Below are 26,980 nucleotides of genomic sequence, written 5' to 3'. Positions count from 1 at the left end.
CTCTGACGGAGCCGTGCCCCGCCCGCCCCCGTCAGCGCAGGGTCTTCAGCATCTCCGCGGCGAACGGCGTGATGTCCTCGGTGCTCCCGCGCAGGGTCTTGGCGGCCCACTCGGGGTCGGCTATCAGCGCACGGCCGACGGCCACCATGTCGAACTCGTCGCGCTCCAGCCGGTCGAGCAGCTGGTCGATGCCGGTGACCGAGGAGTTGTTGCCCTGGAAGGCACCGAAGAAGTCGCCGTCCAGGCCGACCGAACCGACGGTGAGCGTCGGCTTCCCGCTGATCTTCTTGACCCACCCGGCGAGGTTCAGGTCGGCGTCGTCGAACTCGGGCAGCCAGTAGCGGCGGGTGGACGCGTGGAAGACGTCGACACCGGCCTCGGCCAGCGGTGTCACGAGGGCGTCCAGCTCCTGGGGCGTCCGGGCGAGCTTCGCGTCGTACACGCCCATCTTCCACTGGGACATGCGGAAGAAGAGGGGGAAGGAGTCGGACACGGCGGCGCGGCACGCGGCCACGATCTCCGCCGCGAACCGGGTGCGCGCGACGAGGTCGCCGCCGTACGCGTCGGTGCGGCGGTTGCTGCCCTCCCAGAGGAACTGGTCGATCAGGTAGCCGTGCGCGCCGTGCAGTTCGGCGCCGTCGAAGCCGAGCCGCTCCGCGGCGGCGGCCGCGTCGGCGAACGCCGCGACGACGTCGTCGAGGTCCTTCTGCGTCATGGCGCGGCCCTTGGGCTCACCCGCCAGGGTGACGCCCGACGGGCCGACCGGCTCCGCCTCCGCCACCGGCGGTGCGTTCTCCTCGCGCGTGACACCCACGTGCCACAGCTGCGGGATGATCGTGCCGCCCTCGCGGTGCACGGCGTCCACGACGCCCGACCAGCCCGCGAACGAGTCCTCGCCGTAGAAGCGGGGAACGCGGCCGCTGGTGCCGGCGGAGTCGTGATCGACGTAGGTGCCCTCGGTGATGATGAGGCCCACCCCGCCGGCGGCCCGGCGGGCGTAGTAGTCCGCCACGTCCTGGCCGGGTACGCCGTTCGGGGAGAAGTCCCGGGTCATGGGTGCCATGGCGATCCGGTTGCGCGAGGTCAGTCCACGGACGGTGAAGGGGCGGGAGAGGGCGGCTGCTGCACGGCGGGCGTTCTCGTCTGTCACTGTTTTTCCTGTTCAGGATGGGGCAGGTCCATCCGTGGCCAACAGGTGACCGCCGCCCTCGCATCCCCGGACCGGGCCCGATGTGGCCAAGGTCTCCTCCTGGTCTTCCCCTCCTGGCATCCGGCGATCTCGGCACGCCGTCCGACTGCTCGTCGTCCCGGAGACGGTGGTCACCATGCCCGCTCCCTACACTGACGGCCATGGCATGCCGCATCAGTGAACTGGTCCTCGACGTCGCCGATCCCGACCGGCTCGCCGCCTTCTGGAGCGAGGTGCTCGGCTACGTCGAACTCGGCCGGGAGGACGACGGAAGCATCGAGATCGGGCCGCCCGACGCCGGCTTCGGCGGCCCGCAGCCCACCCTCGTCCTCAGCCCCAGCAGCGATCCGCGGGCCGGGAAGCTCCCCCTGCACATCGACGTCAACGCCACCGACCGCGACCAGGACGCCGAGCTGGAGCGGCTGCTCGCTCTCGGCGCCAGGCTCGCCGACGTCGGCCAGACCGGTTCCGAGAGCTGGCACGTCCTGGCCGACCCGGAGGGCAACGAATTCTGCCTCCTGCGCACCCGGCTCACGCCCCTCTGACCGGAGCGCGTGGCTCAGCCGTTGTACGGGGCCGCCACGTCCAGGACCCAGGTCACGCCGAAGCGGTCGGTGAGCATGCCGTACAGCGGTGCCCACCGCGACGGTTCCAGGGGCTGCACCACCGTCGAGCCGTCGGCCAGCTTCTGCCAGAGGGCGCTGATCTCGTCCGTGTCGTCACCGCGCACGGAGACGTAGAACGGCCTGCTGCCCGGGTCCCAGGGCAGCGAGGAGGGGACGTCGTACGCCATGACGTGGAAGCCGTTGTCGCCCACGACCTCGCCCCACACCAACCGGTCCGCCTCGTCCTCGTTCCGCACGTCGCCCATGTCCTTGTAGGTGACGGCGGTGACACGCCCGCCGAACACGGACCGGTAGTGGTCCAGGGCCGCCCGGGCGTCGCCCCGGAAGTTCAGATGGGTGGTGGTCGTGACGGACATGGTTCGCTCCTCGCTCGTGGCCGGGGGGCCGAAAGCCTCCCCGGTAAAACCTGAGCTCGACCATTCCACCGGTAGCGGACAGGATGTGTCCTGTACTGAGCCAGACTGGAGGGCATGCAGAAGACGTCTTCGCGGCTGCTCACACTGCTCTCGCTCCTCCAGACACATCGCGACTGGTCCGGTGGACAGCTGGCCGAGCGGCTCGGCACCACTCCCCGGACGGTGCGCCGCGACATCGACCGGCTGCGGGAGCTGGGCTACCCGATCCGCGCGTTCAAGGGCCCCGCCGGCGGCTACCGCCTGGACGCGGGAGCGCAACTTCCTCCGCTGCTGTTCGACGACGGCCAAGCCGTCGCACTGGCCCTCGCCCTGCAGTCCGCGGTCACCAGCGGCACGATCGGCGAGGACGCCGCCCGGGCCCTGTCCACCCTGGGCCAGGTCATGCCGCCCCGGCTGCGCCGCCGCATCGACCTGCTACAGGTCACGGCCGTTCCGTCGCCCGACACCGGTGACGCGTCCCCGGCCGGTACGCAGCAGCTCCTCCTGGAGCTGAGCCGCGTCATCCACGCCCGGGAGGAGCTGCGCTTCGACTACGGGCCCGTCGGCGACGGCCCCGCCGGGCGGTCCCGTCGGACACAGCCGCACCATCTCGTCACCTGGCGCGGTCACTGGTACCTCATCGCCTGGGACCTCGACCGCGACGACTGGCGTACCTTCCGCGTCGACCGCCTGCGCCCGCGCGTCCCCACCGGCCCGCGCTTCACCCCGCGTGAGCTCCCCGGGGACGACGTGGCCGCCTTCGTCATCGGCCGGTTCCGGGGGACCGACGGCTCCGTCACCGACTGGCCCTGCCGCGGGGAGGTCGTCCTCGACCTCCCCGCACAGGAGGTGGCCCCCTACCTGCGGGACGGCATCGTCGAGGAGCTGGGCCCCGACCGCTGTCGCCTCACCCTCGGCTCCTGGTCGTGGACCGGCCTCGCTTCCGCCCTCGGCCGCTTCGACGCCGGCATCCACGTCATCGGCCCACCCCAACTGGCCCGTGCGTTCGGTGAACTCGCCGCACGCTGTGCCGAGGCCGCGGGCGCCACGCGTACCGCCTCAGCGCCCTGACAGGGTCCGGACCGTCCGCCCCTGACGCCTCATTCGGACCGTGCGGCCTTCCCTCCGGCCGGCTGGGGAACGGTGACGCCGATGACGCCGGCGGGGCGCGTGGGGGCGGAAATATCCGGTGGCCCCAGGGCACCGAGGGCAGGGCCACGGCACGGAAGCCCTCGACGCCCTGGTGGACCTGGCGTTCGGCGAACTCCCCCTGTACCGCCTCACGGCGGAGACCCACACCGGCAACGTCCCGGCCCTCACCGTCCTCGCCGGATCCGGCTTCGTCCGCGAGGGCGTCAGCCGCGCCGCCTGTCTCCACCGTGGCCGCCGCCACGACCTCGCCGTGTTCTCCCTGCTCCGCCCCGAGTGGGAGGCGCTGACCCACCCCCGTGCCTGGGACGCCTGAGGGCCCCGCGGCGACCCGCACGCGCCTCGTTCAGGCAGGATGGGCCCATGCCGCATCGATCTGTCCTCGTCTACGACGGCGACTGCGCCTTCTGCACGACCTCGGTGAACCACCTCGTGCGGTGGTTGCGCCCGAACTGCACGGTCACGCCGTGGCAGTTCGCGAATCTGGAAGCCCTCGGCGTCACCCGGCAGCGAGCCGAACACGAGGTGCTGTACGTCGTGCCGTCCGGCACGGTGTACGGCGGCGCGCAGGCCGTCGCCAAGCTCATGCTGGGTGCCGGTGGTGTCTGGGCCTGGCCGGGCGGCCTGCTGACCCTGCCCCCGGTGAGCTGGATCGCCCACGGTGTCTACCGGCTCGTCGCCACCCACCGTGACCGTCTGCCCGGAGGCTCACCGGCCTGCGCGCTGCCCGCCGACCGCAGGCCCGGTGGGCGGTCCGCCGAATAGGGACGCCCGGTCTGTTCGCGCGGATCCGTGCGGCAATGCAGTTCTCAAGCCTTTTCCCATATCGCTCGCCGACGCCTCCAGAAATTCGAGGCATTTCTCTATGAGTGCCGCGTTTCGCCGGGGCGGGGGAGAAGGTCTGCTAACGGGAAGTCGTTGATCGTTTCCGTGGTAGAGTATTTATGAATTCACCGGACGCCACAATTAAAAGGGGAATGGCGTGAATACCGAGAAGGTCACGGCTCGACGTCTTGCGGCCGAGGACATTGCAGAGTTGGGCCTCCAGGACGGCATCTTCGTCTCGGCGGGGATGGACGGCCTTCCTCTCGACTGCTACGCCCCGGCTTTCCTCACGGAGCCGGGTAAGAATTTCGAGGGAGGGTCCTTCACCGCGAGGACGGTCTACGGCGAGGAAGTCCACGTCCTCCCGGGCAATGCCGACGAGGCCGGTATCTGGGTCGCCGACAAGGCGGGTGAAGAGATCGAGGTCCTCCAGAGCGCAGGCGTCCTGCTGAACCTCGCCCTCTTCGTTCCGAACGGGAACAGGGATTCCCTCGATGCGCTCTACACCTCCGCGCGGGACGCTTTCGGTGCGGGTGTCGTCCAGCGCTGGGGCGAGGAGGTCGCCGCGGTTCCGGACGTCAAGGTCGACCTGTACGAGGAGCCGGCTCGGGGGCGGAAGAACACGAACCCCCAGAACCGCGACCGCCGCGCCCTGGACATCTACCCGACCCGCGTGCGGTTCCTGGAGCCCAGCGAGGGCTGGAAGTTCGTCGTCGAGCCGCACAAGGAGATCGTCGACGACACACCGACGATCTGACCCGTCGGCAGCCTGAGCGTGGCTGTCCCTCAAGGTCGGTGAAGCCCGGGAACGCCCCCGGGACAACGAAAGCCTCGGGCCGACGGCCCGAGGCTTTTGCTGGAGCGGGGTGGCGAAGGACCGGCGAGCGGTACCTCTCAGCCGGCCCAGGCGACGGGGCTGTCGCTGTAGCCCCGGTCCTCCCGGGTGATGCGCTCCGCGTCTCCCAGGCGCTGCCGGAGCCGGTGGACGTAGGTCTGCACGTTCTTGGCGGCGCTCTTCGGCTGCTCCTCGCCCCAGAGCGCCTCGGCCAGCGCGTCCCCGGTGACCGAGCGGCCCGGCCGGCTCAACAGGACCGCCAGGAGCAACCGCCCTTTCGGCGTGCCCAGTTCCAGCGGTACTCCGGCGCGCCACACGGTCAGCGGGCCCAGTACTCCGAAGTCCACAGCCGTCCCCCCGCTCTACGGTGGCCACTGTAACGGCCGCCGGTCCGCCGACGTCCCGGCTGAGCGGTCCCGGCCGCATCGGCCGATGCCGGGGAACTGCCGTGATTGTCGCCGGCCCCCTCCGGATTCGTCCTTGATCGGTAACAGAGGCAGCCCGCGCGGACGTTCCGCTGTCTTGATGGGCGCACGGCATCGGCGGACACGACAAAGGGGCGCTCGGACATGGCGAAGCACAAAGGAAGGGGCTGGAACAGCCGGCTGCTCGCGGCTGCCCTCGGAGTGACGACGCTGGCCGCGGCCGCGTCGGTGTGGACCGCGCAGGCCGAGCCCGCGGGAGGGCAGCCCGAGGCCCGGCCCCAGGAGCGGGCCGTGACCAAGGTGGCGGCGGACATCGCGCACGCCTCGGACGCCGGCGCCCGGGGTGTCAACATCACCATCGACGACGGACCGGACCCGGTCTGGACACCGCAGGTGCTCCAACTGCTCAAGGACAGCGGTGTGAAGGCGACGTTCTGCATGGTGGGTCCGCAGGCCGAGGCGTACCCGGACCTGGTCAAGGCGGTCGTGGCGGACGGGCACCGGCTCTGCAACCACACGGTCTCGCACGACACCGCCATGGACACCAAGTCCGAGGCATACCAGTCCCAGCAGATCCTCGACGCCGAACGCATGATCATCAAGGCGTCCGGGGGCGTACGGTCGCAGTACTACCGGGCCCCCGGCGGCGCGTTCACCCCGTACAGCCGGCAGCTCGCCGCCTCCCACGGGATGCGTCCGCTGGGCTGGAACGTCGACACCAAGGACTTCGAGCACCCCGGCGTGGACGCCATGGTCGCCACCGTGAAGAGCGAGATCTCCAACGGGCCGACCGTCCTCTTCCACGACGCGGGAGGCGAGCGCTCCCAGACCGTGGCCGCCCTGCGTGAGCTGCTGCCCTGGCTGGAACAGCAGGGCTACACCTTCGGTTTCCCCGTGCGGTGAGCGCGGCCTGCGGCGGGCTCAGGCCCGTGGGCCGGCGCAGCCCCGGCCGCGGGCGCCGCGGCCGCGATGCTGCTCGTCGGCACCTCCGCGGCCGTCTCCGCGACGATCGCCGACTATCCGGTCCTCGGCGGACCGGCCCTGCGCTACGCGCTCGCCGCGGCGATCCTCCTGGCCGTCGTACGCCACCGCCGCTCACCCCGGGCCGGTCTGACGCCGCGTGACTTCCTGTTCCTCCTGGCGCCGGCCGCCACCGGCCTCGCGGGCTTCAACATCTTTCTGGTCGAAGCCACCCGGCACGCCGGCCCTGCCATGATCGGGACCGTGGTCGGGGCACTCCCCATCGTCCTCGCACTCGTCGGGCCCCTGACGGAACGCCGCCGACCGGCCGCGCGCACCGTCGGCGCCGGGGCTGTCGTCACCCTGGGCGCCGCCGTGGCCGCAGGGCTCGGCGGCGGCAGCCCGCACGGTGTGCTGCTGTCGCTGGGGGCGCTCGTCGGAGAGGTCGCCTTCTCGCTGCTGGCGCTTCCCCTGCTGCCCTTACTCGGGCCCCTGAGAGTCGCCGCCTATCCGGCGGCGCTGGCCGCCGGCATCCTCCTGGAAGGTACGGACTCGCTGCGCCTGCCGACCCTCAGCGAGGCGGCCGCCTTCGGCTACCTCGGCGTGCTCGTCACAGCCACTGCCTTCTTCCTCTGGTACGACGCGCTGCGCCGCCTAGGTGCCGCACGCGCCGGACTCTTCGCCGGGCTCGTCCCGGTGGGTGCACTGGTCACCACCGTGGCGCTCGGGCTCGGCGAGGAGGGCCTCGCAGATGTCGTCGGCGCCCTGCTCGTCGCCGCAGGTGTCGTGATCGGCCTGCGTCAGCCCGCGCCGGGCGACGTCACGGGGCGGGCCGGGCATCCTGTGCGGCGGGTCCCCCGGGCCTGACCAGCGCGGAGGCGACCGGTCGGCCGGTGGGCCTGCGGAGCGACCGGGAGGAAGACCGAGTTGTCGACGGTGCCGGTCAGGCCCGTCAGACGATGACGGGGACGGTCGCGTTGCGATCGGTGGTCCAGTTGGTGACGAGGGGCTTGTCGACGCTGGCGGTGTCGGGAAGCTTCAGCTCGGCGGGGTCGGGATCGTCTTCGGTGACGGCGATGATGACGTTCTCGAACTCCTTACCGGTGTCGCTGTTGGTGGACTTGGGGTTGATACCGGTGTAGGCGGCGGAGGACCCGGTGAGCTTGATGGGGTCTTCGCCGCCCTGTCCGACCGGGGAGGCGAGGCCGTCGGCGCCGGAGCCGAAGGACACGCTCGGGGTGTTGACGTCCAGGTAGCAGGTGATACCGGACTTGGCCTTGGCGGTGACGAGATAGTAGCCGCCGGCCTGGGACTCGGCGGCGACCGTGAAGTCCAGGTCGTTGGTGCCGCAGGACCGCCCGTAGCCGCTCTTCTCGCCGTCACCGGAGCCGGCGGCCTCGTCCTTGGAGCCGCTGGCGTCGGGGGCTTCACCGGCACCGGAGTCGCCGGAACCCGAGCCACCGGCGGCCGGGCTGTCGGTGGCGGAGGGGACCGAGGAACTGCTGACGTCCTCGACCTCCTCGGGGCCGCACGCGGTGGAGGTGGCGGCGATGGCCGTCACCGCCGCGATGGCGAGGACGAGACGGGTGGAACGGGCAGTGAGGCGCGAACGCATCGGAATCTCCAGCGGCTTCGTTTGCGGTGCTTGCTGCTTGCACCGATCACACTAGGGCCGGGTCGATCCTGGATTGATCCTGTGCATGTCCGGGTTCTGTCCCAGCGACAGCGGGTGTCCCCGATGGAGCCGTCCCGCACCGCCACCGGTTCGGACGATCGTGTCGCCTCGGGCGGTGGGAGCCGACAGGAGCGGCGACACGCGCCCGCGCCGGCCCCTCCGGCGCGGGGCGCCGTGGAAGTATCGCGGCGAGCCGGACGTCCGGCCGGACCGGACGGAGGGCTCGGCACGTGGGAGAAGAGATGTCCCTGCCGGAACCCGAGCGGGAGGCCGAAGCCGCCGCGGCCATCGGCTTCGACCTCAGCGAATGCGTCCGGGAGCCCATCCACCTGCTGGGCATGATCCAGTCCCACGGCACCCTGCTCGCGGTCGAGGCCGATACCGGCACCGTGGACACCGCGTCCCTGAACGCGCGGCACCTGCTGGGAATCGACGCCGAGGAACTGGTCGGGGGACCCGTCACGCGCTTGCTGTCCCCCGAGCACTGGGCCGAGGCGCTCGAGGTCGGCGCGCACCACGCTGCGGCGAGCCTGGTCCTTCCCGTCGCCATCGACGTGGCGGGTGTCCCCCGGATGTTCGACGTGACCGCGCACCGGCAGGGGCCCCTCCTGGTGCTGGAGTGTGAGCCGCGCGCCGTTGCCGCGCCGCACTTCGGGCACTTCTACCAGGGGGTCCGGCGAGCTCTGACGCGACTGCGGTCCTCGATGACGGCGGACGAGTGCTGCCAGGCGGCCGTCCGTGAGATCAGGGCGCTCACCGGGTTCGAGCGGGTGGTCGCCTACCGTTTCGACGGAGAGAACGGGCCGGGAGAAGTGGTCGCGGAGGAGATCGCCGCGGGCCGCGAACCCTGGCTGGGGCTCTGGTTCCCCGCCAGCGACATCCCGCCCCAGGCACGGCGGCTCTACCGCGACAACTGGATCCGGGAGATCGCCGACGTGGACGACGTCGGCGTCGGTCTGCACCCGCCGCTCCGAGCGGATTCGGGCCTGCCGCTGGACCTGTCGAACTCCGTGCTGCGCACGGTGTCCGGCTTCCACCTGGAGTACCTGCGGAACATCGGGGTGAAGTCGTCCATGTCGGTGAGCGTCCTCCGGGAGGGCGCGCTCTGGGGACTGATCGCCTGTCACGGCTACTCCGCTGTCACCGTCCCCCCGGAGATGCGGGCGGCATGCGAGTTCTTCGGCGTGGCCTTCTCCCTCCAACTCGCGGTCATCGAGGAACGGGAGCACGCCGAGGCGCTCACCGCATCGCGGCAACGCCTCGACCGGATCATCTCCCGGGTCACGTCCGACGTGGAGGACTCGCTCCTCGCCGGTGACGACGCCTTCAGAGCACTGCTGGACGCCGATGGCGCGGTGCTCTGCCGCGGCGGCCGCAGCACCGTCAGCGGGACGAGTGTCCCGCCCGCACTGCTCGAAGCCCTTCGAGCACGTGCGACAGGGCCGGCACCCGGCACGGTCTGGACCACGGACCGCCTCGCGGAGGAGCCGGGCCTTCCCGCCGACGGCACGGCAGACAGCCCCGCGGGGGTCCTGATGGTGACGCTGAGCCGCGCGGGTGACTTCCTCGCCTGGTTCCGCAAGGCCCGTCCGACCACCCGTCAGTGGGCCACCGACCCCTCCAGGCCCGTCCAGGTCGGGCCGCGGGGCGAACGGCTCACCCCCCGCGGCTCGGGCGCCGTGTTCCGCGCACTGGTACACGGACAGTGCCTGCCCTGGACACCGACCGACCGTGCCACCGCGCAGGAACTCTGGCGCACGCTGACCGGAGTCGTGCTCCGGCACGAGGCGGAACTCGCCGTGCTGAACGAACAACTGCGCATCACCAACTCCGACCTGGACTCCTTCGCCCACGTGGCAGCTCATGACCTCAAGGAACCGCTACGAGGCATCTCCAACGCCGCGGCCTTCGTCATCGAGGACGCCGCGGCGGAGCTCGACACCACTGCCGTCCGCCGGCTGCACACCATGCGGCGCCTGGCCGGCCGGATGGACGACCTGCTCGACTCGCTGCTCCACTTCGCCCGCCTCGGCCGAGGCGGGCTGCGCCGCACCCGCGTACCGATGGACCGGGTGCTGGACTCCGCACTCGACGTGGCCGGGGAACGTCTGGCCGAGGCCCACGTGCGGGTGATCAGACATGATCTGCCGGAGGTGTACGCCGACGAGAACCGGCTCTACGAAGTGCTGGTCAACCTCCTGGTGAACGCGGCCAAGTACGCCGCCGACCGCCCCGATCGCACGGTCGAGGTCCTGGTCGACAGGCTCCGCCCACCGGCGGGCGGGCCTCCGCGGCAGACCGTCGTGGTCCGGGACAACGGCATCGGGATCCCGCCCGGTCAGCAGCAGGAGGTCTTCGAGCTGTTCCGCAGACTGCACGGTCAGGACGAGCACGGAGGCGGCACCGGCGTCGGACTCGCGATCGTCAAGCGGATCGTGGAGCGCCACGGTGGCGAGCTGTGGCTCGACAGCGAACCAGGACGCGGGACCACCTTCTTCTTCACCCTGGGTCAGGAAGGAGGCTGAGCGGCAGGGCCCTCGTCCCCGCCCTTCGCCTTCCACTGCCAGTAGTCGACCGCACCTTTCAACACCGTACGGAAGAGCTCGAAGTTGACCGGCTTGTAGATGTAACTGTCGGCGCCCGCCGCATAGGTCGCGTCCACCTCGTCCGGGCCGGTGTACGAGGTGAAGGCGACAACGGCCACGTCATCGAGTTCGGGCAGGGAACGGATCGACCGCAGCACCTCGGCCCCGCCGGGACCGGGCAGCTTCAGGTCCAGAAGGACGAGCCCCGGCCGCCGGTCGGCCTCCAGCAACCGCTCGGCGAACCCCGTACCCCGGTCGGTGAACTCCAGCGTCAGATCCGGGTGGGTGCGACCGAGCGCCCGAGCGATGGCCTCGGCATCCTCCGCCGAGTCCTCGACCACCCAGACGAGGTCGTGATCGATCCGCCGCTCCCCGGCAGCCCCGCTCATCCGCCGGACTCCGCCCGTGCGACCAGTACGGCGATGTCGTCGGCACCGGACGCCCTGAACTCCACGACGTCCTCCGCCAGCCGCTCGGCGAACCCCTGGGCATCCCCGGCGCCCTGCCGCGCCACCGCGGCCGGGAGGCGGGACTCGAAGAACGTACCGTCGGCCGCTCTCGCCTCCGTCACCCCGTCGGTGAACATCACCAGCGCGTCCCCCGGCGCCAGGTGCACCGCCCCGGAGCCGTACTCGATGTCCTCCAGCACACCCAGGAGATCCCCGTGGGCCGGCAGCTCCTCCACGGTGCCCGCCTCACGCCGCACCAGAGGCGCCGGATGCCCGGCACTCCAATAGCGCACACCGAACCCCTCTCCCTCGCTCACCAGCACCACGACGAGCACCGTCACGAAACGTGACGTGCCCTCCCTGACCAAGGCCTGATTCAGCCGTTCCAGCGCGTGCTCGGGCGTGCTGCCGTCCTCGAGGAGGGTGCGCAGACTGTGGCGGGCCAGGCCTGTGAGAGCCGCCGCCTCCGCCCCACGACCGCAGACGTCACCGATGAAGAGGGTCACACCACCCCGCGCCCCCGGAACGGCGTCGTAGAAGTCACCGCCCACATCGAGCGAGACATCACCCACCTCGTACGCCGAACCCAGCGTCAGCCCAGGAATCCGCGGCAGTTCCCTCGGGAGCAGATGCCGCTGGAGGGAGACCACGTGGCGGCGGCGCTGCTCGTACAGGGTGCTGCTGTCGATCGCCAGCGCGGCCCTGTCGGCCAGACCGGCGAGGAACTGCGAGGCCCCCTCGGCCACGACCACCCGGTGGTAGAGGAAGGTCAGGGTGCCCAGGGTCCGGCCCCGGGCCTTGAGCGGGTTCACACTGATCGCGCGCACGCTACGCCCCGTCCCCGTCGAGGCGGGCCCGAAGGGACCCCCCTCCAGCCCTCCGCCCTTCAGCACCAGTGCCTGCCCGCTGTCGAGCACCCGCCGCAGCACATCCGTGAGCCAGGTGTTGCCGGCCGCGACCCTGCCGAGCCACTGCTGCTCACCGGCGTCCATGTGGGCGAAGGACACGGGTGTCAGTTCCTCGGGAAGACGCAGATGCACGATGCACCCCTCGGCGATGGCGGGAACGGCCGTGCGGGCCACCCTCCGCACGGTGCTCTCGACATCAAGGCTCGAATCCATCTGCAGCGACGCCTCCGCCAGGAAGGCGTCACTGACCTGACGCACCTCGTCGTCGCGCCGTGCGATGGTGCGCCTGTCCGAGACCATGGCGACCTCGGCCACCTGCTTCAAACGGGTCCGCAGCGTCTCGTCGACCGGGTCCCGGTCCGCGGTGCCGACCATGAACGATGCCCACTCGCCCCGCCCCAGCGGCACGGCACACTCGGTCACGCTCCGCGCACCGGATGCCTTCAGCACCTGGACGTGCGGCAGGGCGGCGTCGAGCCCCGACACCTCGCGAACGGTGACGGTGGGATCACCCTCCGGAGCCCCGGCGGCACCCCGGTCACCGTAATCCCGTTCGATCTCCACGAGCGACGGCTTCGGCTTCGACAAGGTGACGCTGCGTAGGTGGTGCAGCACTCCGCCGCTCCAGCGGGTCCCCACGACGACCAGCACACCGGGCATCCGCAGCAGCATGTCGTAGAGGGCACCGGCCAGCCCCGCCACGTCCTGCGCCGTCTCGGCGACGCGCCAGAGCTCGTGCAGACGGACGGACCACCATCGGTCATCCACCTGACGGGAAGCTCTGCCCTCGTGCTGCTCCACCGCTGATCCGCCGTCCCGTATCGCTGCTCTCGGCCCCGGCCCATCAGGAGAAACGCTATGCCAACCTCACGCCGGGCGCCTCCGCGTGAGACCCGAGGCGTTCATCGACGCCGCCGACGAGCAGGCCCCGATCGAGCGCGCACGGAGAAACGGCCGGTGGTGCCTTCGGCATGCTCGCGACACGTTCGCGATGCAACGTTCGGCGGTCGGTGAGCGTCTCAACGGGTGTGATGGATCTTCCTGAGACCACGAACCCCGTCGACACCCAGGACGAGCACGAGGACGAGCGGGTGCGGACCGGCCCGTGGTGGCACCACGCGCTGTGGGCGGCGCTCGTCACCGCCGCAGGAGTGACACTGGGGTGGTTGGGCGCCCTGTTCCGCATCGGCCCGGAGGAGTACGGCCTGCCGCCCGCCGCGCCGGGAGCGCTCTGGCCCTACCTGCTGGCCTGGGCCGTGATCGGCCTGGTGCTGGGCGCCGTCCTGCGGTTCGTGGCGGCCAGGGTGCCGGTCTACTCACCGGCGGAGGTCCTCCTCGGCACCGTCATGATCGGCACCCGGCTGTCCCTGGGCTGGCGGCCGGAGCCCCTCGAGGTCGCAGGCCTCGCCGCGGCCGCGCTGCTCCTGGTGACCGTATGGTGCGCCGTCGCGCTGCGCGGGGCAGCCGTCGTGCGACGTTCCCAGGACGATTCCGACGAAGCCGATGAACCCACGTCCGTGCGCCGCTCGGACTGAAGATCAAGTTGAGCGACGGCCACCGCAGTCCGTCGGAGACATGGAAGTGATCGGCGCGATGCGGGAGACCGTGGGCAGGGTGCAGGTCATCACTGAGGACGGGATATCCGGCATGGCTTGAGGTCCGTTCCAAAACGGAAACAGGTTCACGCCGGACGACGCGCACCGATGTCGCCGGGGACACCGGTGCGCGTTCACGCCCACGACCACCGGGACCGGCCTCCGCGAAGAACCCCGCGACCACCATGCTCGGCGAGCGGCCGGAGACCGGGTCCTACGTGCGGAGCTGGTTGTAGGTGCCGTAGGCCATCGCCTGCTGGCCCCACCTGTTCGGATGCGCCGGTGCGAGCTTCGTATCGATGGGCTCGATCCACCGGTCTGTTTCGTTCTGGCACATGTCATGGCCGATGGTCATCGCGTACGTGTCGGCGTACTCCGCTCCGGCGCTCCTGGCCCGGTCGGCGAGGGCCTGGTTGAGCTTCTTGTTCACATCGCGGAGGTAGGGCACGTCGCCGTCCGCGAAAGGGACGCCGGGACGGCAGGCCTTGCCGTCGTTCGGCACGAGCGACGGATATCCGACCACGAGGACCCGTGCCTTCGGCGCGAGGGCGCGTATGTACTGCAGGGTGACCGTCAGCTTGGCCGCCGTGGAGTTGATGCGCGTGGTGATGGCATCGCTGCCGGACGCGTTGTACCGCGTCTTGCAGGGGCTGCCGGTCGGATCGCCGAAGCTGCCGACGACGCAGTTGGTGATGATCTCGGTGAACCCGATGTCATTGCCCCCGATGGTCAGCGTGACCAGATCGGTGTCGGCCGACAGGGCGCTGAGCTGGGCCGGGTTGGTGCCCTGAGCCTTGGCCATCTCTGCCGTGGTGGCACCACTGCAGGTCATGTTCTTGAAGGACTTCGCCTTCACCGCGCCGGCGATGATCGCGGGGTAACCCTCCCCGGTGCGGTCACAGCCGGCGTCCTCCACCAGGCCGAGACCTGCGCCGGAGCCGTACGAGTCGCCGAGTGCGACGTAGCTGTCGTACGTCTGATCGGCCGGCTCGGCAGCGGATGCGGCCGGGGCCATGAGGCCACCGATCAGCCCGGCTGTGGAGCCGAGCGCCGCCACAGTCAGTGACGCGGTGCGGACGGTGTTGCGGAAGGTGCGTGCGAGTTGAGTCATCGGGCCTTCAGAGAGGGGGAGTTGACTGCCTGCGGCACCGACTATGAAGGGATTCGGATGTTCGGGGTTCCCTCTCTGACGCACCAGTTCCGCTCGGTCTCAGGCTTCGATCCCGTCGGGTGACAGCTCGATTCCGCCGCAGGGCAGTTGCTCGTTCACGGCGGGACTTCATCGGCGCGCTCGCTGCCTCCGGCCGTTCCCACCGCCCGGGAGATGGCCAGGCTCGCCGTCCGCAACGCGACTTGAGCGGCGACCCGGGACCCCCCTTCGTCGGGGGCGACCAGTGACAGCGCGCCCAGTGAGTCACCGCGGCGGTTCAGGATCGGGGCGGCGACCGTGGACATCGTGGTGGGCCCGGTGCGCAGTGGGTTGGGCACAGTCATGGCACATACGCCCTCCTGGCGGATGGTGGCCATGAGCCGACGGAGGTGCCCCGCGTCGGTCGCACCGGCCAGTACCTCGTCCTTCACCTGCGCGGGGGCGTGGGCAAGCAGCGCGATGCCGATGCCGGTGCCGGTGAGGGGGAGTCGGCCGCCTACGCGGTACTTGACCGCTGCCGCGTTCCGCGCTGACAGGCGCTCGACGAGGACGGCCTCGTGGCCGTCGCGTACCGCGAGGAGGATGTGCTGGCCGGTGACCTGGTGCAGGTCTTCCATGAACGGGAGCGCGGCGGCGCGCAGTCCGTGACCGCGGGGCGCCAGCGAGGCGATCTCGAGCAGTCGCAGACCGACGACGAAATCACCGTTGTCGAGGCGTTCGAGAGCGCCCACACCTGACAGTTGGGTCGCTATCCGCGACGTGGTGCTCTTGGGCAGACCAGCCCTAGCCGCGAGCTTGTGGAGCGGCAGCCCCTCCCCGGCCTCGGCGAAGGCACCCAGGATCCGGAACGCTCGCTCCAGGATCGGCTCACCGTGCAGCGGTCGTCCCGAGGTCCGTACCGGCGTGCCACTCATCGGAACAGCCGGTGCTCGGCGCTGGTCACGACTCGAATACTAGCGCCATGACTCACCCGAACGACGGTGCGCGGAGACCGGTTTCGATCGCAGGCCTCGGCCCCTGGGCCACTCCTGCACGGGTTCGCCGGTGATCGACGGAGACGGCAAGGAACCCGTGCCTCAGCACAGCGTGGAGAGCTGTGTCCACCAGTGCGTGCACGTGGACATCGGAAACCAGGAGAAGGAGCCGGCAACAATGACTGATCCCGCACCGCGCAACGTCCATGTCCCGCACAACTACCCCGAGCGGCAAGCCGATCTCGGTGAGATCACCATGAACTACGCCGAGGCCGGCAGCCCGGACAAGCCCGCCGTGCTGTTGATCCCCGAGCAGACCGGCTCATGGTGGGGATACGAGGAGAGCATGCGGCTGCTCGCCGAGGACTTCCACGTGTACGCCGTCGACCTGCGGGGCCAGGGGCGCAGCAGCTGGACCCCGAAGCGGTACAGCATCGACAACTTCGGCAACGATCTGGTCCGGTTCATCGCTCTGGTGGTGAAGCGCCCCGTCATCGTCGCGGGCAACTCCTCAGGTGGCGTCCTCGCGGCCTGGCTGTCGGCGTACTCCATGCCCCGGCAGGTCCGGGCCGTGTTGTGCGAGGATGCCCCGTTCTTCGCCTCCGAGCTCGTCACCACGTGCGGCCACTCGGTCCGCCAGGCGGCGGGCCCCTTGTTCGAGCTGTTCCGCACCTACCTCGGTGACCAGTGGACCGTCGGTGACTGGGAGGGCTACCTCCGCGCCGCCGGCGCCTCGGCGACGCCGATGGCGCGGTCCTTCGTGGCGGAGGAGATCCCGCAGCACATGAAGGAGTACGACCCGGAGTGGGCGCGGGTCTTCTGGGAGGGCACCGTCGGATTGCACTGCCCGCACGAGCGGATGCTGCCCCAGGTCAAGACGCCGGTGCTCCTCACGCACCACATGCGTGGCATCGACCCGGACACCGGGGACCTGATCGGAGCGCTCTCCGACGAACAGGCCGCCCGGGCCAGGCTGCTCATGGAGTCGGCGGGAGTGAAGGTCGACTACGAGTCGGTGCCGGACGCGGTGCACACGCTGCACCAGTTCGACCCTTCCCGGTACGTCGAGATCTTCAGGCAGTGGGCGGCCACGCTGGCGGAGTGACCGGTGGTGCGCTCCGCGGAGATCGTCGGCCGGCGGATGCGCGAGCGCATCGCTACACGTCATGATCGGCGAAGGAGAGGGAGACGTACGCCTTCACCTGAGTGTCACCGAACTCCTTCTGCGCTTTCCGAAGGCAGGCGCGCACATACGCCAGGCACTCCCGTACGAGGAGGGGCGTGCGTTCGTCCGTCGCAGTGGGCAGGTCGTAGTCCGTCATTCCCCTCCCTTTGATCGTCACCCATTCCGCAGCTACGTTCCGGAAGCAACACCTTCATCCGAGGATTGCTTCGCACGCTTGTCCGTTGTCTGGAACGGCGCGTCTTGACCCACCTCGCTCACCAGCTTTCATAGTCCTCGATGAGGCGGGCCACCAACTGATGGAGGGCCGCTGCCCTGTGCGGGTCCTCCCGCTGTACGCGTAGGGCCTGTTCGGTCGCACGGAGCCGGAGCCAGGCGCCCGGCTCCTTGTCCATCACCGCGTCGACCAAGGGCCGGGTGATCAGTGCCAGGTACTCGGCCAGTCGCAGCTTGGTGGCCGGGGCGGGAGGCGCGGGGTCGGGAGCGCTGTACCCGGTCGTCAGGTATCGGGCCGGGTCGGTCAGGCTCCAGCCGGTGACCGCCCCGGTCTGGATCAGGAGCGTCAGACCGGGGGCGATCTTGACCCGGGCGTCCAGCGGGGTGTCGAGGACCGCGAGGTCTCGCAGGCAGGTCAACTCCGTTGCTTCGGGATCGCAGCACAGCGTCTTCGTCCGTGCGAGGGCGAAATCGCGTACCTCCTCTGCGAGGAGGCCGCCCTGGACGGCTCGGGGCTCGGCGGGCAGACGGATGTGGGCCTGTACCGGAGCGGACGCGGCGGGCAGGTGGAGCCCTACGGCGACCATCTGGCGGCTGCTGTTGTCGAACAGGAGGTCGTCATTCTCCGAGCCCAGCCATTCCTGGCTTCCGAAGGTGCCGGGGAGCAGCCGCTCGAACCCCGCCCGGTCGGTGAACTCACCGACGACCAACTGGGGAATGTCGAGGGCGAGGCGTGGAATGGAAGTGAGCGGGGTGTCCGTCACCATGGCGCGGAGGGTGTTCAGGGCGATTTCCACAGGTCTACCACCTTCACCGGATCTGCTCGGCTATCCGATCCCGTCAGTGCTGTCCCCTCAGCCGTCGAGCCCCCGTTCACGTGCCACCGTCCACTGGCCCCGGTGCTGGTCACGGGTTCGAAACACCGTAGGACACCACGCTCGGCATGAACCAGCGGTTCCGCGACGCCGTCGATCCCCTGCTGCATCCCGTCGGCCGGCGCTTTGCAACGTGAGACCGGGGTCGACGGGGCGAACGACTGGCGGCGCGGGCTCATCACGCCGAGCCGACGGTGCGCACGCACGACGTAGCGTGGCCTGGACGACAAAGAAGCCCCCGGCCGCCGGCCTGGGGCTTTTCACGGAGCGGGTGACGGTCTCCATGCGGCCATCAGTCTTCGTGCGGAGCCTCCAGTTCCTGGAGTCGTTCGCCGATGTCGTCGCCCCATGCCTGTGCCCACTGCCGTAGCCCGGTGATTGCTTGCTCGTCGAGGCCGTAGGCGGCGAATTCTGTGTCGTCGATCCAGTCGGATCCACCCAGTCGGGCTTGCAACTCGCTCAGGTCGAAGGAGTCGCGCGCATGGCGCCGCCCGAGCTCTTCGAGCTCGACATGTCTCCAGCGGTCCGCAGCGGCCTGCACGTCGATCAGGTCTCTGGCGAGTCCGCGGTCGGCGAGTGCGCGGACCTTGGTCCCGACGACATCTTCGAGGGACAGCACCAAGCCGTGCTCTGTGTGTACGGGTGGCCGCCAGAGGGCTTCCTTGAGGATGTCGACCTCACACTCTTCACGGCTGACGGGATCGGTGACGATCAGGCGTGCGGAGAGCAGGTCTGTTTCCAGAGCGCTGACCTGCCACCCGTGTTGTTCCAGGCCGGCACGCACTGCAGCAGCAATGTCCTCATGCGATCAGGGTTCTCAGTGGCGACGTCGAGGTCTTGGCTGAGCCGGTCGACCAGGCCGTGTGCCTGGACCGCGTAGCCGCCGGTAAGCGCCAGAGGGTATGCACCCCCTACGGCGAGCACATCTGCAAGCAAGCGACGGTGCAGGTCGGTGAGGTTCACGCAGCGGCCCGGGCGCTGTGAGCCAACTCGTCGAAGGAGCGTTCCCAGACTTCACGAACATCACGGCTGATCAGTGTGCGCAGTGTTGGCCACAAGCTGACGAGGAGGCCGCGATTGAGATACCGGACCAGATCATCGTGCTGGCCCTCGGCCAGGACGATGCGGTAGTAGCTCATCCGTAGCCGGGGCTGGTCGAGGTCGAATGTGGTCAGGCCCGACCACGCCAGGTGAAGTGGCAGGCTTACTGTGCCGTGCTCGGGACCGGCAAGCTCGGTCAGTGCTGCGGGCACACGCCGGGCGAACTTGGCACGGCGGAGATCGGAAAGACTGGGCTGTGATGCCATACCCCGACTATCCAGGGAGAGGCCACCGGGGCCGACCGGACGGTGACAAGGCGCGGCACACAGAGAAGCCCCGGGCCGCTGGCCTGAACCTCCATCATGGAGCGGGTGACGAGAATCGAACTCGCGCTCTGAGCTTGGGAATCAACGGTTCTTGAACGGTCGTATTGGCCCTGACCTGCATTTTGGCTGAGACGCACGAGGTTGGGATGGTCTTCGGACGCCGTACCTGACCGCTGTTGTCCGCTCTGCTGGGCACGGATGGGGCACGAGCAGAGGGGGCCAGGGGGTCCTCACGCCCAAGCCGAGCAGTCCTCCAGCGAGATCTCCGCGACGGCCGCGTCCGTAACAGCCTCCAGGCCCGGGATATAGGGGCGGACGTCGGGAAGCGGGGTGCAGAAGGTGACGTTGGAGGTGAGGAGGGCCTCCTCGGTATCGGCGAAGGAGAGGGAGACGTACGCCTTCACTTGAGTGTCACCGAACTCCTCCTGCGCTTTCCGAAGGCAGGCGCACACATACGCCAGGCATCTCCGGACGAGGAGGGGCGTACGTTTGTCCGGTGCGGCCGGGAGGTCGTAATCAATCATTCCCCTCCCATTTACCGTCGTCTCCTCCGTGAGTCGGTCGACGTAGGTGCCAGGCGCCTCCGGACGGAGGTCGGTCAGCACGCGCCCACCGGCGGCCGTGAGGGACCACCCGCGCTCCACGACCTCAAGGAACATAGGGGGAATGTCCCGATCGCTCAGGTCGGTGACGTCTGTCCGAAGGATCTCCCGCATTCGAGGATTGTTTCGCATGCCTATCCCTCGCCGAGTGCGGCGAGCCCCTTTCTGATCCCTGCGATGAAGCCCGGACTGCTTCCGACAGCTTTCTCGACGCTGCGTGGAAGCCCTTCGAATTTTCCTGTATCGAAGTCGTACTGGTATTTCGCGCCCTTGTTGCTCTGGTCCTGGAAGTGGAGCTGCCCCGCTCGCCCGCCGGGGTCGGGGTTTTCCACGTCGATTCGGTACGGCCCATGGTTCCACAACGTCTTGCTGGTGATCTGTGTGCCGTTGGCCCCGATCATTCCCTTGGCATCGGGGTCCTTGACGCCGTAGAGCTCGCGATTCGCCTCGATTCGTCTCTCGACGACGTCAGGGTGGTACGGATCCTTCTGAAAGCCCGGGGACGAGGTGTACCCCTCGCGGAGGGGGTCGTACGGGGCGAGGCCGAGCGGGTCGCACCAGCGGTAGGGGTTGTGAACGTAGGCGAACGCGTTGGGAGCCGGTTCGAGCCCAAGAGGGTCGGGTGTGAGGTACCGGGCGGTTTCCGGGTCGTAGTGGCGGTTGACGTTGTAGTGCAGACCCGTTTCGGGATCGTGGTACTGGCCGGGGAAGCGCAGAGGGATGTGAGCTGTGCTGTTCCTGGCCCAGGTGGTCGTTCCCCAGAGAGACGTCCGCGTGCGCCAGGCGAGCTCGCCGGTCTCGTCGATCAGCTCGGTCGGAGAGCCGATGAGATCGGTAACGATGGCGAAGTACCGTTGGTCGATGGTCGACTGCGCGCTATCCCCGGCCAAGATGCGCTCGCTCTTTGCCAGCGGCCGCACGCCTTGGTGGTCCCACGTGAGGGCGACGGTGTGAGGCACGTCCGCCGAGGTGGTGGTCTGTTCGCAGAGGGTGGAGCCGTCCCAGGTGAACCTGGTCTCCTCCACCACGGTTCGCCCGTCGCCGCCCAGCCGCTGCTTGCGGGTTCGGCCCCGCCCTTGTCCCGCAGGGACACCCCGGTGACCCGCGCTTCGACCGTGGCCAGGACGAGGTTATAGCCGGCGGAATGGACGAGCGCCAGGGGTGTGCCGTCGTCGGTGCGGTCGATGCTGATGATGTTGCTGTTGCGGTCCGAGACCTGCAGGAGCCACGCAGTACCATTTTCGCCGGGCTCCGTTCCGGGAGGGCCGACGAAGTGCTTGGTCAGCCGGCTCTCGGGGTCGGTGAGCGTGTAGTCGCCCCCCTTGTCGCGGTTGAGAACCCTGCGTGAGGTGCCGGGACGCTGGCAGGCTCGCTACCCCGGAACCGACGGCGTACTGCGCGCGGCCCCGGAGACGTACGAGACCAAACGCGAAGCCGAGCTGTTCCTCGCCCAGGTCCAAGCCGACCAGGCCCGGGGCGACTGGATCGATCCGACCGCCGGCGAGGTGCTGTTCGCCGAGTACGCCACCCGCTGGATCGATGAGCGCGGCGTCGCGCCCACCACCGAGGAGCTGTACCGGCGGCTGCTTCGTCTCCACTTGGCGCCGACGTTCGGCAGCCAGTACGTCAACGCCATCAGCCCAGCCAAAGTCAGGACCTGGCGCGCAGAACGGCGGAAGGCGACCGGCGCCACTACGACCGCCAAGTCGTACCGTCTCCTGAAGGCCATCATGCAGACGGCCGTAGAGGACGACCTGATCCGCAGGAACCCCTGCTTCATCCGTGGGGCGGGCCGTGAGGACGCGGACGAGCGACCGGTGGCTACCGTTGAACAGGTCTTCGCCCTGGCCGAGGCCATCGGCATCCGCTGGCGGCTGATGGTCCTACTCGGTGCCTTCGCCTCCATGCGACCGGAGGAGCTGGCCGAACTGCGCTGCTCCGACGTTGACCTCGACGCGGGCTCGGTACGGGTCCGGCGGGCTGCCCCGGAGCTGAACACCGGGCGCCGGGTGATCGGCGATCCCAAGTCCCGAGCGGGTAAGCGGGAGATCATGTTGCCCGGCTTCATCGTCCTCGACGTCCGTCGGCACCTGGAGTGGTTCGCCCAGGAAGGACTCGACGGTCTGGTCTTCGTGGGGGAGCGAGGCGCCGCCCTGCGCGGCACCACCTTCGGCCGGAAGTGGCGCAAGGCCCGCGACGCAGTCGGCATGCCGAAGGAGTTCCGCTTCTACGACCTCCGGCACACCGGCAATACCCTCGCTGCTGACACCGGCGCCAAGCTGAAGGACCTCATGGTCCGCGCCGGCCAGTCCTCGGAACGGGCCCAGCTGATCTACCAGCACTCCACGAAGGCGCATCAGCGCAAGCTTGCCGACGATATCGACGCCGATGTACGCCGGCAGCGCACGACGGTGCGGGGCCCAGGTGGAGGCACGACCCTTGTCCACAGGTTCTCAGTTCTGCCTGCGGGGGGAACTGCGCGGGTGAGGTGACAGGCCCAAGGGGAGGTCCAGACTGGACCTCCACCTGCTGCCTCTCAGCCCTTAAAAGGGAGGCTCGGCTGCGGGGCTGGCCTTCGAGGGTTCCGCTGCCTCGATCAGCTTGTTGGTCAGTTCGACGGTGGCGAGGTACCACCAGAAGATCCAGTCGAGGAAAGCGTCGCTGTAGTTGGCGAGTTGGTCCGCGCGACGGTGACGCAGGCCAAATCTGTTGGCGATTTCGAACAGCGCGCCGTCGTCAGGCTTTCCCAGGTCCTCGCGGATCAGGGCGCGGCGCTCCTCCAGGATGCCGACGGCGGCAACGATGGCCGACCGCTTGCTCTCCAGAGATGCGTCGCGGGCGCGGAAGAGTGCGATGGCATGCCGGACGCGGTCGGTGACGGCGGGAGGACTGTCTTTGAGGACATGGTGCACCAGCTGACGACGCGCGTCGTCGGTTATGGCAACAAGCCGCCCCAGGTCCTCGCCTTCAGCCGCGAGCTCGTACTCGATCCCGGCTTCACGCAGTAGATCGTTGATCTCCGCGCGATAGAGGATGCGGGCCGGTCCGTTGTGGAACTCCGAGTGGTGCCAACCGCAACCGCTATAGGAGTGGAAGCTCCGGCGTCGGGGACGGCTGACGAGGTCGTGGAAGACCTCGATCAGACCGTAGAAGGTGTCCTCGTCCCAGGTGGTCGGAGTCAGGGGCCACAGGTCTGGAATGCCCAGGCGCCGTTCAATCAGCGCAGAGGCGTCGGGCAGGTCGTCCGACCCGTCGACGCACTCCTCACCGAACTGCTCGACCAGGTAGCCGTCGTCCGCGAAGTCGGCGACGATCCGTGCGAAGTCACGGCGCGCATCTCGATCGGTGCTCCCGTCGGCAATCAGGCCGCGTCCCTTTCGCTCCGGCCAGTAAGGCCGGGGCGCGAGTGCGGGCCGTATCTCCGAAGCGCGACTGATGAGCTCCGAGAACCAGTTCTCGCGCGTTCTCGTCAGGGTCCGGCTTTCCCGCGTGGTGGCCCAGGGATCACCGAAAGCATCGACCTCTCGGAAGTCCGTCACCGCTGTTGACCCGACCATCGCCTCGGTCAGGAGCCACTCCGCACGGTCCTCCCACTGAGAGGTCGGCGTCCTCAGGATGCGTTCCCCCTCTGACACGAACAGCGATGTCGGCCACACCAGCTCGTAGTTGCTCACATCCACGATCACGGCGCCATCATCACCCATTCCTGCGCAGAGCGGAGCGGGCTTCAAGGGTATGCGTCGGGCCGCCAGCCTCTGTCGGGACCATGTCGAATTTCCGGCGTGCAGGCGCAATCCTTCGGTTCGTGAGCGAGCTAGATCAATCTCACTCAGGTTCACGATCCGCGATCAGGGTCTGGATCGGCCTCCATCGTGACGCCGTCCGAGGTCCCATATGGCACGCGACCACCTGGAGGTCTAGACAACAATGAAGCCCCAGGTCTCCGACCTGGGGCTTCATGCAAGAGCGGGTGACGAGAATCGAACTCGCGCTCTGAGCTTGGGAATCAACGGTTCTTGGGCTGACAGAGGGGTCCTGAACTGGGGTTTCGTGGCGGGCGGGTGGATGGGCTCTTGTCTCTGACAGCCGTATCTGACCGCTGTTGTCCGCTCTGCTGGGCACGGATGGGGCCCGTCGACTGTGGGGCATCAGTCTGAGGTTCTGTGCTGGAGTGGGTGACGGGAAAACGGAACGGGAGCCACCTGTGCTGCAGACGCTCCGGTGGCTCAGACATCAGGCCCAGAAGGCTTCGGTGACGACGATCTGGGGATCGGCGCGGCGCCGCATGAAGGTGTAGATGAGCCAGCCGCGTCCGCCGGCCAGGTCCACGATGTGGGGGCCGCCGGGGCTTGTAGAGGCCAGAGGTCGGACGGTCATCCAGTGCGGGAGCGAGGCATCGGCGTCGATTCCCCGGAAGTACGGGTCTTCGGCAGTGATCAGTTCCGCACGGGCACTCATGACCAGGTCACTGCCCTCGGCGGGCATGCTCTGGAAGTCGTGCTGCGCCTGCTTCGTCCAGTCCATTTGCCAAGGCGGACGGAGTGGTTCGTCGATCACTCTCCGGGCTTCCTCTCAGCGGCTTCGTGCCGGAGGCGGCTGTACTCCTCCAGAAGCCGGATGGACTCCTCGGGGTCCTCGGACTCGGCGGCACGAGCTTCGAGATCGCGAAGGTGCGAATCGAGGACGGGATTCCGGGCGATGGCGTACTGCGTCCACCACAGGCGCATGAAGGCGGGCACGGGCGTGATGTTGAAGGCGTCTCCGATGACGCGCTTCCAGTGCGCCTCAAAGTCCGGAAGGAGGTGCGGAGTGTGTTCCTGAATCGCCAACCGAAGGGCTTGAGGCGTGTGTTCGGGCATGGGCGGCAACCGCAAGGGTTCCCCCTCGTACCCATCAAAGTGGAGTGCGTGGGCGGGCATGGTTCGTGCTCCTTGGTGTGGAGGATGGGTCAGGCCGCCTTGGGTCGGTCCTCGCGCGACTCGTGCCCGCGGGCCATCTGCTCGAACCACTCGGCCGGCACCAGGTAGGCGACCGTCTTTCCCTTGCGGGTGATGGCGGCGGCCTCGCCGGCGATCCGGGTCCGGTCCAGGATCTCGCCCATCCCCTTGCGCAGGTCGATGGTTGTGTACGTCTTCGTCTCCATATGCTGAAGCATATAGCAACTATCATAGTTGACATACATGCCCGTGGGGTGTGACGGCTGGAGAAAGCCAACGGGCGCGTCGGGTGCAGAGCGGGCGCGGGGTGCCTGAGATTGGGCTTGTGGCAAAAAGAAAGCCCCGGGCCGCTGGCCTGGGGCTTTTCATGGAGCGGGTGACGAGAATCGAACTCGCGCTCTGAGCTTGGGAAGCTCATGTTCTACCATTAAACTACACCCGCGAAGCGTGCCGGTGATCGGCTCCGCATCGTCGCACACTCTACCCCATCGCAGGCCCCCGGCGCGATCGCCGTGGGGTCCCTGTGTCGTTCCGTGGGGTGGACGCGGTTGTGGGTGGCGGGAGTTGGGGGCGTAGCGTGGGTGGTCGGAGTGCCGCCTGGAGTGGCGTCCTGTTCATCCCCTAATGTGGCGGTCTCGTCCAAGGCTGGTTGGGGAAGGGACTTGATGGAGTCGATGGAGCGCACCGTCGTCCGCTGTGCCGAAGGGCACGTTTTTGCTACCTCGTCGTTTCCGATGCAGCAGCTCGGATCCGGCCGGATCGGCCCCGGGAGGCTCATCCGCTGTCCGCGCTGTGCGCGGTTGAGGCAGGCGGTTCCCGTGGTGTTCGAGGAGCGGTAGAGGGCGCCGCAGGGCGTCGTAGGTGTGAGGCAGGCGCGCGCGGGGCGGTCCGGTTGGGGTCGGCTCGCGCGTTCTGCGTATCCTCGGTGCGTGCTTCTCTCAGATAAGGACCTCCGGGCCGAGATCGATGCCGGGCGGGTTCGCATTGACCCGTTCGACGCTTCGATGGTGCAGCCCTCGAGCATCGATGTGCGGCTGGACCGCTACTTCCGGGTGTTCGAGAATCACCGCTATCCGCATATCGATCCCGCCGTCGAGCAGCTGGACCTGACCCGTCAGGTCGAGCCGGACGGCGACGAGGCGTTCATCCTGCACCCCGGTGAGTTCGTCCTGGCCTCGACCTACGAGGTCATCTCGCTCCCCGACGACCTGGCGTCACGGCTGGAGGGGAAGAGCTCGCTGGGCCGGCTCGGGCTGGTGACGCACTCCACGGCCGGGTTCATCGACCCCGGTTTCTCGGGGCACGTGACCCTGGAGCTGTCGAATCTGGCGACGCTGCCGATCAAGCTCTGGCCGGGAATGAAGATCGGGCAGCTGTGCATGTTCCGGCTGACGTCCCCTTCCGAGTTCCCGTACGGATCCGAGCGTTACGGATCGCGCTACCAGGGCCAGCGAGGGCCGACCGCCTCGCGTTCCTTCATGAATTTCCATCGGACACAGGTGTGATGCGGCATGGCTGGTGAAGAGCGGGAGAACCTGACGTACGAGACCTTCGGGCTCGCCGTACGTGAGCTGGCGCAGGCGGTGGCGGACGACGGGTACGAGCCGGATGTCGTGCTGAGCATCGCGCGGGGCGGGGTCTTCGTCGCGGGCGGTCTGGCGTACGCCCTGGACTGCAAGAACATCCACCTGGTGAACGTCGAGTTCTACACCGGGGTCGGGACCACACTGGAGATGCCGGTCATGCTGGCGCCCGTTCCCAACGCCATCGACTTCACTCGGAAGAAGGTCCTCATCGCCGACGACGTCGCCGACACCGGCAAGACGCTGAAGCTGGTCCGCGACTTCTGCATCGACCACGTGGCCGAGGTGCGGAGCGCGGTCATCTACGAGAAGCCCCAGTCGCTGGTGAAGTGCGAGTACGTGTGGAAGAAGACCGATCAGTGGATCAACTTCCCGTGGAGCGTCGAGAAGCCCGTCGTGCGCCGTGAGGGTCAGGTACTCGACTCCTGAGCCTGCGGCACAGGGACGTGAAGGTACGGCAGGAACGCGAAGGGCCCC

The 26,980-nt window shown here is 68.8% G+C and carries 29 protein-coding genes, 1 tRNA gene and 2 pseudogenes; 13 read left to right on the top strand and 19 right to left on the bottom strand.

Annotated elements, in window-relative coordinates:
- Positions 1-31: 31 nt before the first annotated feature.
- A complete protein-coding gene (locus tag ABT001_RS10020) occupies positions 32-1,150 on the bottom strand; it encodes an NADH:flavin oxidoreductase (RefSeq protein WP_351274956.1) in 1,119 nt (372 codons plus the stop codon).
- A gap of 200 nt (positions 1,151-1,350) precedes the next feature.
- Here ABT001_RS10020 and ABT001_RS10015 point away from each other — a divergent pair, with 200 nt between their 5' ends.
- Positions 1,351-1,734, top strand: a complete 384-nt coding sequence (locus ABT001_RS10015) for a VOC family protein (RefSeq protein ID WP_351274954.1) — start codon at positions 1,351-1,353, stop codon at positions 1,732-1,734.
- 14 nt (positions 1,735-1,748) lie between these two features.
- Here ABT001_RS10015 and ABT001_RS10010 read toward each other — a convergent pair whose 3' ends face one another.
- Positions 1,749-2,171 (bottom strand): VOC family protein, encoded by a 423-nt coding sequence (locus ABT001_RS10010; protein ID WP_351274952.1) that lies wholly within the window; start codon positions 2,169-2,171, stop codon positions 1,749-1,751.
- Between the two features lie 114 nt (positions 2,172-2,285).
- Between ABT001_RS10010 and ABT001_RS10005 the strand changes: the two genes are divergently transcribed.
- From ABT001_RS10005 to ABT001_RS09990, 4 genes are all read left to right on the top strand, one after another.
- Entirely contained in the window at positions 2,286-3,281 is a 996-nt protein-coding gene (locus ABT001_RS10005) for a helix-turn-helix transcriptional regulator (protein ID WP_351274950.1), read from the top strand.
- A 118-nt stretch (positions 3,282-3,399) separates the two neighbouring features.
- Complete coding sequence (locus ABT001_RS10000) at positions 3,400-3,675, top strand: GNAT family N-acetyltransferase (RefSeq protein WP_351274948.1); 276 nt, start codon at positions 3,400-3,402, stop codon at positions 3,673-3,675.
- Positions 3,676-3,722: 47 nt separating this feature from the next.
- Positions 3,723-4,124 (top strand): thiol-disulfide oxidoreductase DCC family protein, encoded by a 402-nt coding sequence (locus tag ABT001_RS09995; protein WP_351274946.1) that lies wholly within the window; start codon positions 3,723-3,725, stop codon positions 4,122-4,124.
- 217 nt (positions 4,125-4,341) lie between these two features.
- Positions 4,342-4,941: a hypothetical protein gene (locus ABT001_RS09990; RefSeq protein WP_351274944.1), complete on the top strand. Its 600-nt coding sequence runs from the start codon at positions 4,342-4,344 to the stop codon at positions 4,939-4,941.
- A gap of 137 nt (positions 4,942-5,078) precedes the next feature.
- Here the strand turns inward: ABT001_RS09990 and ABT001_RS09985 are convergent, their stop codons facing one another.
- A complete protein-coding gene (locus ABT001_RS09985) occupies positions 5,079-5,366 on the bottom strand; it encodes an AfsR/SARP family transcriptional regulator (protein WP_351274942.1) in 288 nt (95 codons plus the stop codon).
- A 222-nt stretch (positions 5,367-5,588) separates the two neighbouring features.
- On the opposite strand from ABT001_RS09985, the gene ABT001_RS09980 reads away from it, so the two are divergent.
- Complete coding sequence (locus ABT001_RS09980; RefSeq protein ID WP_351274940.1) at positions 5,589-6,347, top strand: polysaccharide deacetylase family protein; 759 nt, start codon at positions 5,589-5,591, stop codon at positions 6,345-6,347.
- Positions 6,348-6,413: 66 nt separating this feature from the next.
- Positions 6,414-7,271 carry an EamA family transporter gene (locus ABT001_RS09975; RefSeq protein WP_351274938.1) on the top strand — a complete coding sequence of 286 codons (858 nt, stop codon included), beginning with the start codon at positions 6,414-6,416 and terminating at the stop codon, positions 7,269-7,271.
- Between the two features lie 85 nt (positions 7,272-7,356).
- Here the strand turns inward: ABT001_RS09975 and ABT001_RS09970 are convergent, their stop codons facing one another.
- Positions 7,357-8,019: a DUF4232 domain-containing protein gene (locus tag ABT001_RS09970; RefSeq protein WP_351274936.1), complete on the bottom strand. Its 663-nt coding sequence runs from the start codon at positions 8,017-8,019 to the stop codon at positions 7,357-7,359.
- A 302-nt stretch (positions 8,020-8,321) separates the two neighbouring features.
- Here ABT001_RS09970 and ABT001_RS09965 point away from each other — a divergent pair, with 302 nt between their 5' ends.
- Positions 8,322-10,604 (top strand): ATP-binding protein, encoded by a 2,283-nt coding sequence (locus ABT001_RS09965; protein ID WP_351274934.1) that lies wholly within the window; start codon positions 8,322-8,324, stop codon positions 10,602-10,604.
- Here the strand turns inward: ABT001_RS09965 and ABT001_RS09960 are convergent.
- Positions 10,589-11,053 carry a response regulator gene (locus tag ABT001_RS09960; RefSeq protein WP_351274932.1) on the bottom strand — a complete coding sequence of 155 codons (465 nt, stop codon included), beginning with the start codon at positions 11,051-11,053 and terminating at the stop codon, positions 10,589-10,591. The two genes, ABT001_RS09965 and ABT001_RS09960, sit on opposite strands and share 16 nt — an antisense overlap.
- On the bottom strand, positions 11,050-12,789 hold the full coding sequence (locus ABT001_RS09955) for a PP2C family protein-serine/threonine phosphatase (RefSeq protein ID WP_351274930.1): 1,740 nt from the start codon (positions 12,787-12,789) through the stop codon (positions 11,050-11,052). The genes ABT001_RS09960 and ABT001_RS09955 overlap by 4 nt, the downstream gene beginning before the upstream one ends.
- A 263-nt stretch (positions 12,790-13,052) precedes the next feature.
- Between ABT001_RS09955 and ABT001_RS09950 the strand changes: the two genes are divergently transcribed.
- Positions 13,053-13,556: a hypothetical protein gene (locus ABT001_RS09950; protein WP_351274928.1), complete on the top strand. Its 504-nt coding sequence runs from the start codon at positions 13,053-13,055 to the stop codon at positions 13,554-13,556.
- 274 nt (positions 13,557-13,830) lie between these two features.
- Here the strand turns inward: ABT001_RS09950 and ABT001_RS09945 are convergent, their stop codons facing one another.
- Both ABT001_RS09945 and ABT001_RS09940 read right to left on the bottom strand, forming a co-directional pair.
- On the bottom strand, positions 13,831-14,727 hold the full coding sequence (locus tag ABT001_RS09945) for an SGNH/GDSL hydrolase family protein (protein ID WP_351274926.1): 897 nt from the start codon (positions 14,725-14,727) through the stop codon (positions 13,831-13,833).
- Between the two features lie 155 nt (positions 14,728-14,882).
- Positions 14,883-15,680 (bottom strand): IclR family transcriptional regulator, encoded by a 798-nt coding sequence (locus ABT001_RS09940; protein WP_351274924.1) that lies wholly within the window; start codon positions 15,678-15,680, stop codon positions 14,883-14,885.
- A gap of 238 nt (positions 15,681-15,918) precedes the next feature.
- Here ABT001_RS09940 and ABT001_RS09935 point away from each other — a divergent pair, with 238 nt between their 5' ends.
- Positions 15,919-16,845, top strand: a complete 927-nt coding sequence (locus tag ABT001_RS09935; RefSeq protein WP_351274922.1) for an alpha/beta hydrolase — start codon at positions 15,919-15,921, stop codon at positions 16,843-16,845.
- Between the two features lie 52 nt (positions 16,846-16,897).
- Here the strand turns inward: ABT001_RS09935 and ABT001_RS09930 are convergent, their stop codons facing one another.
- From ABT001_RS09930 to ABT001_RS09905, 6 genes and pseudogenes are all read right to left on the bottom strand, one after another.
- Positions 16,898-17,062: a hypothetical protein gene (locus ABT001_RS09930; protein ID WP_351274920.1), complete on the bottom strand. Its 165-nt coding sequence runs from the start codon at positions 17,060-17,062 to the stop codon at positions 16,898-16,900.
- A 118-nt stretch (positions 17,063-17,180) separates the two neighbouring features.
- Positions 17,181-17,936 carry a hypothetical protein gene (locus ABT001_RS09925; RefSeq protein ID WP_351274918.1) on the bottom strand — a complete coding sequence of 252 codons (756 nt, stop codon included), beginning with the start codon at positions 17,934-17,936 and terminating at the stop codon, positions 17,181-17,183.
- A gap of 370 nt (positions 17,937-18,306) precedes the next feature.
- A pseudogene (locus ABT001_RS09920) lies at positions 18,307-18,977 on the bottom strand (nucleotidyl transferase AbiEii/AbiGii toxin family protein).
- On the bottom strand, positions 18,974-19,321 hold the full coding sequence (locus ABT001_RS09915) for a transcriptional regulator (protein ID WP_351274916.1): 348 nt from the start codon (positions 19,319-19,321) through the stop codon (positions 18,974-18,976). Before ABT001_RS09915 ends, ABT001_RS09920 begins: the two are co-directional and overlap by 4 nt.
- Positions 19,322-19,611: 290 nt before the next feature.
- The gene (locus ABT001_RS09910) at positions 19,612-20,097 is read right to left on the bottom strand and encodes a hypothetical protein (protein WP_351274914.1); all 486 of its coding nucleotides are present in this window, start codon (positions 20,095-20,097) and stop codon (positions 19,612-19,614) included.
- A 20-nt stretch (positions 20,098-20,117) separates the two neighbouring features.
- Positions 20,118-21,050: pseudogene (locus tag ABT001_RS09905) on the bottom strand (RHS repeat-associated core domain-containing protein); the annotation flags it as partial.
- 255 nt (positions 21,051-21,305) lie between these two features.
- Between ABT001_RS09905 and ABT001_RS09900 the strand changes: the two are divergent.
- On the top strand, positions 21,306-22,475 hold the full coding sequence (locus ABT001_RS09900) for a tyrosine-type recombinase/integrase (protein WP_351274912.1): 1,170 nt from the start codon (positions 21,306-21,308) through the stop codon (positions 22,473-22,475).
- A gap of 51 nt (positions 22,476-22,526) precedes the next feature.
- On the opposite strand, the gene ABT001_RS09895 is transcribed toward ABT001_RS09900, so the two are convergent.
- The 5 genes from ABT001_RS09895 to ABT001_RS09875 form a co-directional block, all read right to left on the bottom strand.
- Entirely contained in the window at positions 22,527-23,687 is a 1,161-nt protein-coding gene (locus ABT001_RS09895) for a hypothetical protein (RefSeq protein WP_351274910.1), read from the bottom strand.
- Between the two features lie 529 nt (positions 23,688-24,216).
- Complete coding sequence (locus ABT001_RS09890; RefSeq protein WP_351274908.1) at positions 24,217-24,507, bottom strand: hypothetical protein; 291 nt, start codon at positions 24,505-24,507, stop codon at positions 24,217-24,219.
- A 29-nt stretch (positions 24,508-24,536) separates the two neighbouring features.
- Complete coding sequence (locus tag ABT001_RS09885; protein WP_099173423.1) at positions 24,537-24,902, bottom strand: hypothetical protein; 366 nt, start codon at positions 24,900-24,902, stop codon at positions 24,537-24,539.
- A 29-nt stretch (positions 24,903-24,931) separates the two neighbouring features.
- Entirely contained in the window at positions 24,932-25,126 is a 195-nt protein-coding gene (locus tag ABT001_RS09880) for a type II toxin-antitoxin system Phd/YefM family antitoxin (RefSeq protein ID WP_351274905.1), read from the bottom strand.
- 162 nt (positions 25,127-25,288) lie between these two features.
- Positions 25,289-25,362 (bottom strand) — tRNA-Gly (locus ABT001_RS09875).
- A 487-nt stretch (positions 25,363-25,849) separates the two neighbouring features.
- Here ABT001_RS09875 and dcd point away from each other — a divergent pair.
- Together dcd and ABT001_RS09865 are read left to right on the top strand one after the other, a co-directional pair.
- Positions 25,850-26,425, top strand: coding sequence for a dCTP deaminase (gene dcd, locus ABT001_RS09870; RefSeq protein WP_351274904.1), 576 nt, complete (start codon positions 25,850-25,852; stop codon positions 26,423-26,425).
- A 6-nt stretch (positions 26,426-26,431) separates the two neighbouring features.
- Positions 26,432-26,932 carry a phosphoribosyltransferase gene (locus ABT001_RS09865; protein ID WP_351274902.1) on the top strand — a complete coding sequence of 167 codons (501 nt, stop codon included), beginning with the start codon at positions 26,432-26,434 and terminating at the stop codon, positions 26,930-26,932.
- Positions 26,933-26,980: the final 48 nt, after the last annotated feature.

It is taken from the genome of Streptomyces sp. NPDC002793 (genome assembly GCF_040295485.1).
GTDB lineage: Bacteria > Actinomycetota > Actinomycetes > Streptomycetales > Streptomycetaceae > Streptomyces.
This window is presented reverse-complemented; position numbering and strand designations above follow the sequence as displayed.